Here is a 7,933-nt window from a genome sequence, read left to right as displayed (position 1 = left end):
ACTGCTGCCCTGGACCCGAAAACAGCCAAATTTATCCTTAACTTAAGCGAAGAGATTATTCGTAGCGAAAAACTAACTGCCTTAATGGTTACACACAGCATGAATCAGGCCTTAAGCGTTGGCGATAGAACCTTGATGCTTCATCAGGGCCAGGTTGTTCTTGATGTCAGTGGCAAGCAGCGCGAAGGTATGAACAGCCAAGACTTACTGGATCAATTCCATAAGAATCATGACGCCTTGGATGACGATAAATTAGTACTTTCCTAAACTGGCACTGACTCTTACAAAGACATTTAGTGCCGAAAGTGACTCACAACACCCGTCGCCTGATCGAGTGTTAAGCCATATTCAGACACTAAATACGCCACTTCTCGCTGCTCAGACTGACTCATACTCAAATGCAAAGAAGGCTCTTCCTCTTTATTCTTTCCAGCGACTACCTCTAATTGGCCGCGACGAATACGCAGTTTTCTTCGTCGCTCATGCTCCTGCTCTCGAACAAGCTGGACAAATGAGGATGCGAAAATACCAGCGGGCATCGCTGCGATCCCGACACCACAAACCATGACCAGCGCACCAAAAAGCTGTCCTCCGACAGTAATAGGCGTCACATCTCCATAGCCAACGGTCGTCAGTGTCACAACAGCCCACCATAAACAAGCAGGGATACTGCCAAAGGCTTCAGGCTGTTCAACCTTCTCGAAGATATAAATGCCTGTCGCGGCGATAAACATTAAGATCATCATCACCAAACCTGCTGCCAGTAAGGTGTTCTTATTCTCACGAAAGACACGAGCAATCATCAATAATGATGCAGAATAGCGGGTTAGCTTAAGCACCCTTACCATCGATATCAGCTTAAGAATACGCAGATCACCAAACGCATCACCCGGCAGTAGCAGTAAGAGGAGTAAAGGCAAGAAAGAGAAAAGATCGATTAGGCCCATCGGCGAACGAATATATAGCCAACGCTTTCGCCCGCTAGTCATATGAGTCGCATGAGGTGTTTCTGCCGCTACCCAATAACGCAACAGATACTCAAATGCAAAAACGACCACAAAGCAGATATTAGCAATGAGTACCCAGTCGCCCATTTGCTCCCTGAAGCCTGGCAGAGAACCAAGTACGACTTCAAGAATATTAAGAATAATAACTAATGAGAGAAAGACCGTCACTATCAAGGAAGGAAAGAAATCGGCCGAAGGCTCGTTGAGGCAGCGATACCAAAAAGCGCGGGCAGTAGTACTCATGTCGTTAACACTTCTTTTATTGTAATAGCGACAATATAGCTCGACTCAAGCCTTCATCCAAGCTCAAATCAAAGCATTTACATCAACTGTTCTGGCTAAACAGGTAAATGAGCAGCAAGAAAGTAACAAACCAGAAACCTGACAGAAGCTTCCAGAACATTAAAGTATTGGCACTCTTCTGCACCACTGGGTCCGCTTTCAGAAACTCAGGGTTTGGCTGCAGCAGGTCCTTCATAAAGTCATCGATCGTTCTATACCGTTCTTCAAGATCAAAAGACGTCCCTCTCTTCAAAGCACCGTCAAACCATTCTGGTATCACCGGGTTATTTGAACTGGCTTCAGTGTACCGTAACTGATCATAATCAAAGGCACTTCTGCACTGCTCTATTTTATCTCCATAAGGCAAGGTGCCTGTAAACATTTCATAGGTAATGGTTGCTAGCGAGTAGACGTCCCCCTGGATCCCGGGGTTATGTCCGCGTAGATAAAGCGGGTCTGAGTAGCCAGCTGTACCCAAAACGCCATCAGGAATAATAGGGCTCACGCACTCAGACAAACCGGCAACAAATACTGACCCGAAGTCCAACACCAAGGCCTTGCCCTCTTCAGTCACCATAATATTTCCGGGCTTCAAGTCTTGATGTACCGCCTCGTTTTGATGAAACGCTTTTAAGCCCTCTGCAACTTGTTTAACGATATTGATAGCACGCTTTGGACTCGGTGGCTGGTTCTTTCTCAGCCATTTATCTAAGCCCTCTCCCTCGACATACTCCATGAGGTAATATAGAAAACTGCGCTTGCGGTCTTGTCGAATAATCTTGACCACATTAGGGTGCTGTATGCGAATACCTATCCATTCTTCCTGGATAAACCGGTCAATATAAGCGGTATCTTCCTCAAAGTTTGGTGAGGGCGTCTTCATCGCCAACAGCTCGCCTGACACTTCATCTTTTACTAGATACAACTGGCTTCGACTCGAAGCAAATAACTCTTTTTGGACGACAAAACCATCCAGTTTCATACCCTTTTCTAAAGCTGGCGGGAAAGGTAGGCGTGTCAGTTTCGCACTATAATCATCAAGGTTTTCGAAAGGCAGCTGTTCAACAATACCCACAACGGCACTGATATTGTCATCGGTTTCGCCTTCTCGTGCCAAATCTAGAAATTTGTCCGCGATAAACTCAGCCGGCTGGTCCATCGCCAGCGTTTCGATTATTCTCGCTTCCTCGATAAAGTCATGTACACCATCACTACACAGCAATAAGCGATCACCGGCTTCAAGAGGAATTCGCCCATAATCGAGGTGCAAGCGATTATCCATACCGATGGCGCGAGTAAGAAAAGTTTTACCGCCGCCTAAAGAAGCGACATGATCAGTAGTACATTGGGCGAATTCGCCTTCTCTCAGCAAAAATATTCGACTATCGCCAACATGAAAAAAGTGCGCGGTACGACCTTTGATGACGATGGAGCTGAATGTAGATAAGTAACCTTTAGTATCAGACGAGAACTCGTGACTCTTACGAAAAAGCTTGAGGTTAATCGTTGATAGAATCTGCTCTCCGCACTTACTGACTGACCAGGTGTCAGGCGTCTGGAAATATTCCTCAATAAAACGTTCAACAGCCGTATGGCTTGCTTCGCGCCCCGCTTCAGCTGATGAAACACCGTCGGCAACGACGAGTGCACAACCTTTATTGTTAAGCAGATAGCTATCTTCTGGAACCTTGACGCCAGCCGAGTCTTCATTGATCGGTTTTATACCGGCGTCTGTTGAAAATGCAGCATCAATCTTAAGAATCTGGGCCATCGAGAAATCCTGAGTTTAGTGCTATAGCGTTACCTTAACGCAAAAATGCCCGCCGATGAAATAAGCCACCAGCAGGCACTCTAGACTAGCAAGTTTCTAACTAGCCAACATCAATCATATGAACTGTGCCATCTGGCAGTACTTCAGAGATCTGTCCTTTTGGCTCATCCATCATTGCAGCAATGAAGAATACAATCAGTGCAGAACAACCGATCACCAAGAAGAAAGTACTGTAATCTACAAAGCTCAAAACAGTTAGGTAAGTTACTGCACCGACGTTACCATACGCTCCGGCCATACCTGCAATCTGACCTGTCATACGACGTTTGATCAGTGGAACTACCGCAAATACCGCACCTTCACCAGCCTGAACAAAGAACGAACAGCACATGGTTGCAATCACAGCAGCGGGGATCCACCAAGATGAATCAACCTGGCTCAATACAAAGTAGCCACATGCCAAACCACCAATCAAGAACATTAGAGCTTTACGACGACCAATGTGATCAGAGAACCAACCGCCAGTTGGACGTGCAACCAAGTTCATGAAGGCAAAGCCTGAAGCCAATAGGCCCGCTTTGACAGGATCAAGACTTTCAAAAGTTTCCAAGAAGAATAGAGGCAACATTGATACAACCGCTAGTTCTGAACCGAAGGTAACGAAGTAAGACCAGTCTAGAATCGCAACTTGCTTAAAGTGGTACTTATCAAGCTCTTGGACACCGTTTGTCAGATTTTCTTTATTTACATTCCAGATAGAGTAAGTTTGGAAAACATATAGAGCGACCAAACCCGCCCAAATAACGTAAACAGCAGTCTGACTTAAGAGAGCAACACCCGTTGGAGATAGTTTCCAAGCCAACACAGCTAAGGCTGCATACATTGGAATATTCATGAACAAGTATAGGTAAAAGTCACCCCAGCTTGTTACTTCCAAACCACCTGCTTTCTTAGGCTTAAAGTAGGTTGAACCTTTTGGCGTATCACGTACTACCTGATAGTAAATAAGGCCATAGATACTAGCAACAATACCTGTTGTACCTAATGCATATCTCCAGCCATCTTCTCCACCGTACATCATTGCCAGCGTAGGCAATAGCATAGCCGATGCAGCTGAGCCAAAGTTACCCCAACCACCGTAGATACCTTCTGCGATACCGACAGACTTATGAGGAAACCATTCGCCAACCATGCGGATACCGATTACAAACCCGGCACCAACAAAGCCCATTAAAAAGCGCATCATTGCGAGCTGCTCATAAGATTGAGCCAGTGCGAATGCTATACACACGACGCCTGCCAGTACAAGTAAAGTACTATAAACCTTTCTGGGCCCTAGTTTATCCACCAAAATACCGATGACGATACGTGCTGGAATTGTTAGCGCAACGTTCAGAATCATCAGGGCTTTGACCTGCTGACTCGACATATCAAACGCTTCTTTCATAAACACCAAAAGCGGAGCATGGTTAAACCAAACCATGAAGGTTAAGAAAAAAGCAAACCACGTAAAGTGGAGTGTTTTAATCTTGGGGTCGCCAAAAGCGAACAGGTTTATTTTAAGATCAGTGGACATAAAGCCTCCTATACAAAAAAGGGGTATGACGCTATTCTGCTTCGTGTGTAGGGTTTCCTACTTGATATGAGTCAAGTAAGGCAGGGCCTGAGAATGCCCCGGCACAGCGCATATACCTACTTTATTTTTTACTCCCTTGCCACAAAGCCAGCAGGCATCACAAAGCCTACTCACTTATAGGTAGGCGACTCATACCCCCTAACTCAAAAGGGTTAGAACAAACATGCACAAGGTTTTTTTGATTTAATAGGTATCAATCACTTTAATAGATAAACGAGCTCCTCTGTACCAACAATACCTTTGAGGATAAACCGAGTTAAACAGCCTTCGATCAGAGCGTCATAATGAATTTTGAGATCCCTGGCGCAGCCAGAGCCTTAACCATTGCCACCATAGCATTTGCTGCTAATTTTTCGGTATGGACACTCTATGCCGTTTTGGGGCTTGAACTTCAAAACAGCTTAAGCCTAAGCGCAACACAGTTAGGATTATTCTTTTCGGCCCCGGTTCTAACCGGTGCACTAGGGCGTATTCCTGCTGGCTGGCTTAGCGAGCGCTACAACCCCAAGAGCCTATTCACCCTACAAATGCTTCTTAGCACACCGCCACTATTCATCCTGCCTCACATCGAGACTCTGGAAGGCTACCTATTACTTGGCTTGTGGATCGGTATTAGTGGCACATCTTTTACCATCGGCATTCGTTATATCACCGACTGGTTTGAAAGTAACCGACAAGGCACTGCCATGGGTATATTTGGTGCAGGTAACACCGGCTCAGCCATTACCCTTGCACTTGCCCCAATTATTGTTGCGAACTGGGGTTGGGACAGCATTGGTCCTATCTATGGGGTTGGTTTACTCATTATGGCTTTTCTGTTCTGGCTAATAGCACCTACCCGCCCCTATACCCCGACAAAACTTCAAGCCGAACTTAGCACCCTACAAGCACTTAAATCCATCCAGATTTGGCGCTTCGGTCTATATTACTACTTTGTCTTCGGTAGCTTTTTAGCGCTAATCCTCTGGCTCCCACAGTATTATGCTTCCGCTTATAAACTCAGCTATAGCCAAGCGATGGCCTTTACGCTTTTCTTTGTTGCCACCTCTGGCATGGTTCGAGCATTAGGAGGCTGGTTTGCAGACCGCTATGGTGGTCGCACCGTTAACTGGGCAGTATTCTGGATATGCTTAGTTTGCTTGTTCTTCTTGTGCTATCCGCCGACCACGATGACCATACATGGCGTGCATCAAGATGTAGAACTGGCTATCGAAATTAACGTCTGGTTCTTCAGTACATTGATATTTATTATCGGTATAGCCCAGGGCTTTGGGCGAGCAAGTGTGTATAAGACAATTCATGAATACTACCCTCAGCAAATGGGGCTTGTTGGTGGCTTAGTGGCTGCAATTGGCGCCTTAGGCGGCTGCACACTCCCTATCGCTTTTGGCCTAGCCGTTGACTGGATCGGCATCCATAGCGCATGCTTCATGGTTTTATATGGTGTGCTCGCTTGCTGTATGACTGTCATGTTCCTTGCTATCAAGACTGATCGCTTTAACCAGCGCGTGCAACATGCCACCAGTCATAACTTCCTAGATGATGATTAAGCATCATCTTTAAACTTTATTACTACATTGCTTATACAAGAGAGATATCCCTATGGGTCACAACGTCAGCCAAGAAACCATCCCTTTAAACATTGCCGTATTAACGGTTTCAGACACTCGCACTGAAGACAATGACACATCAGGCCAACTTCTGGTAGAAAAGTTAAACTCGGCTGGGCACAAGCTCGCAGACAAAAAGATTGTCATTGACGACATATATAAAATTCGCGCTGCGCTCTCGACATGGATTGCGAGTGATGACACCCAAGTTATTATCATTACCGGTGGTACAGGCTTTACTAGCCGAGATAGCACCCCTGAAGCCGTTACCCCTTTGCTTGATAAGGTCGTCGATGGTTTCGGCGAGCTTTTCCGACAAATATCTCTTGAGCAAATTGGCACCTCAACCGTCCAGTCTAGAGCACTAGCGGGCATGGCAAACAAGACCTTACTATTCTGCCTACCAGGTAGCACCAATGCCTGCCGCACTGCCTGGGATAATATAATCGACTCACAAATTGACAGCCGTCAAGGCCCTTGCAACTTTGTACCCCAGCTAAAAGGCATTGATTTCGCTGCATGTCTTGATCGAGAAAAAAGAGATAACTCTTAGATTTTCAAATACTTAAACTAAAACTTCGAGTTCATCTTAAAACACTATACCTCCAGACTTACCCATCAGGAGGTATAGCCCCTTACTCCCTTTATCCGATTGCCCCCCCAAAACCAAAAGCGTTAAATAGGTCACATCCCTTGCAAATTTAAGACACAAGAGCAAGGAGTCTTTTAGAACTTATATCAATTAGGATATCGCTTATGAAGAACGCTTTAAGTCTATCAATCTCGATGATCGCTCTCGGACTCTCTGCAGCAGCTCCAACGTTTGCAGCAGAAGAGGCAGACTCAATTACTGCCGCGATTGCGGGCGGCGATGCATCCCTTGCGCTACGTTATCGTTTTGAATATGTAGATGATTTCACCAACCGTGAAGCTTTAGCATCCACAGTGAAAACACGTTTAACCTACAAGACGCTTTCATACAATGGCGTATCCACTACGCTAGAAATGGATAACAACAGTGTTGTCGGTGAAGACAACTACAGCGACAGTGGAGCTGATCCAGATGAAGAAGCAGTAGTGCTCGATGCTACGTATACTGAAATTAACCAGGCATATATCGATTTTGCTGCGCCAGCTGATACGCTCGTTCGCTACGGTCGCCAGCGCATCAACCTAGATGGCCAGCGTATGCTAGGCGGCGTGGGCTGGAGACAAAACGAACAAACTTATGATGCTTTTACCCTAGTTAACACAGCACTACCAGACACAACATTGATATTCTCTAATGTTTATAACGTAAACACCTTTACCGGAGGCGATATCGACGGCAACGACCATCAAGTTTACTACGTAAACAACAAGAGTATTGACGGCTTGGGCTTAAGCGCTTACTTCTTGGACCTGAAAGATATTCATGACACTTTCGGTATCCGAGCAAACGGTAAAGTGAAAGCAAGTGACGACCTTACTGTCCTTTATACCGCTGAATTTGCCCAACAAACTACTGACGATGATAATGAGCATGAAACGAATTATCTTAACCTTGAAGCAGGTGTAAATGTTTCAGGCTTTACCGCTAAGCTGGGTTACGAAACTCTTGGCTCAGATGACGGTAATGCCATGTTTA

At 45.6% G+C, this 7,933-nt stretch carries 6 protein-coding genes and 1 pseudogene; 4 read left to right on the top strand and 3 right to left on the bottom strand.

What is annotated here, in order from left to right; translation table 11 throughout:
- Nucleotides 1-267 (top strand): annotated as a pseudogene (locus tag A3735_RS31110) (ABC transporter ATP-binding protein); the annotation flags it as partial.
- Nucleotides 268-293: 26 nt separating this feature from the next.
- Here A3735_RS31110 and A3735_RS18140 read toward each other — a convergent pair.
- From A3735_RS18140 to A3735_RS18130, 3 genes are all read right to left on the bottom strand, one after another.
- Nucleotides 294-1,250, bottom strand: coding sequence for an ion transporter (locus A3735_RS18140; RefSeq protein WP_068516791.1), 957 nt, complete (start codon nucleotides 1,248-1,250; stop codon nucleotides 294-296).
- Between the two features lie 82 nt (nucleotides 1,251-1,332).
- Nucleotides 1,333-3,060, bottom strand: a complete 1,728-nt coding sequence (locus tag A3735_RS18135; RefSeq protein WP_068516789.1) for a bifunctional protein-serine/threonine kinase/phosphatase — start codon at nucleotides 3,058-3,060, stop codon at nucleotides 1,333-1,335.
- Between the two features lie 100 nt (nucleotides 3,061-3,160).
- Nucleotides 3,161-4,636 carry a NarK family nitrate/nitrite MFS transporter gene (locus tag A3735_RS18130; RefSeq protein ID WP_068516787.1) on the bottom strand — a complete coding sequence of 492 codons (1,476 nt, stop codon included), beginning with the start codon at nucleotides 4,634-4,636 and terminating at the stop codon, nucleotides 3,161-3,163.
- 344 nt (nucleotides 4,637-4,980) lie between these two features.
- Here A3735_RS18130 and A3735_RS18125 point away from each other — a divergent pair, with 344 nt between their 5' ends.
- The 3 genes from A3735_RS18125 to A3735_RS18115 all read left to right on the top strand — a co-directional run.
- A complete protein-coding gene (locus A3735_RS18125; protein ID WP_068516785.1) occupies nucleotides 4,981-6,246 on the top strand; it encodes a nitrate/nitrite transporter in 1,266 nt (421 codons plus the stop codon).
- Nucleotides 6,247-6,298: 52 nt separating this feature from the next.
- The gene (moaB, locus tag A3735_RS18120) at nucleotides 6,299-6,859 is read left to right on the top strand and encodes a molybdenum cofactor biosynthesis protein B (protein ID WP_068516783.1); all 561 of its coding nucleotides are present in this window, start codon (nucleotides 6,299-6,301) and stop codon (nucleotides 6,857-6,859) included.
- A gap of 203 nt (nucleotides 6,860-7,062) precedes the next feature.
- The coding region (locus tag A3735_RS18115; RefSeq protein ID WP_068638417.1) for an alginate export family protein at nucleotides 7,063-7,933 on the top strand (871 nt) is incomplete at its 3' end.

The organism is Oleiphilus sp. HI0061 (assembly GCF_001635675.1).
This window is presented reverse-complemented; position numbering and strand designations above follow the sequence as displayed.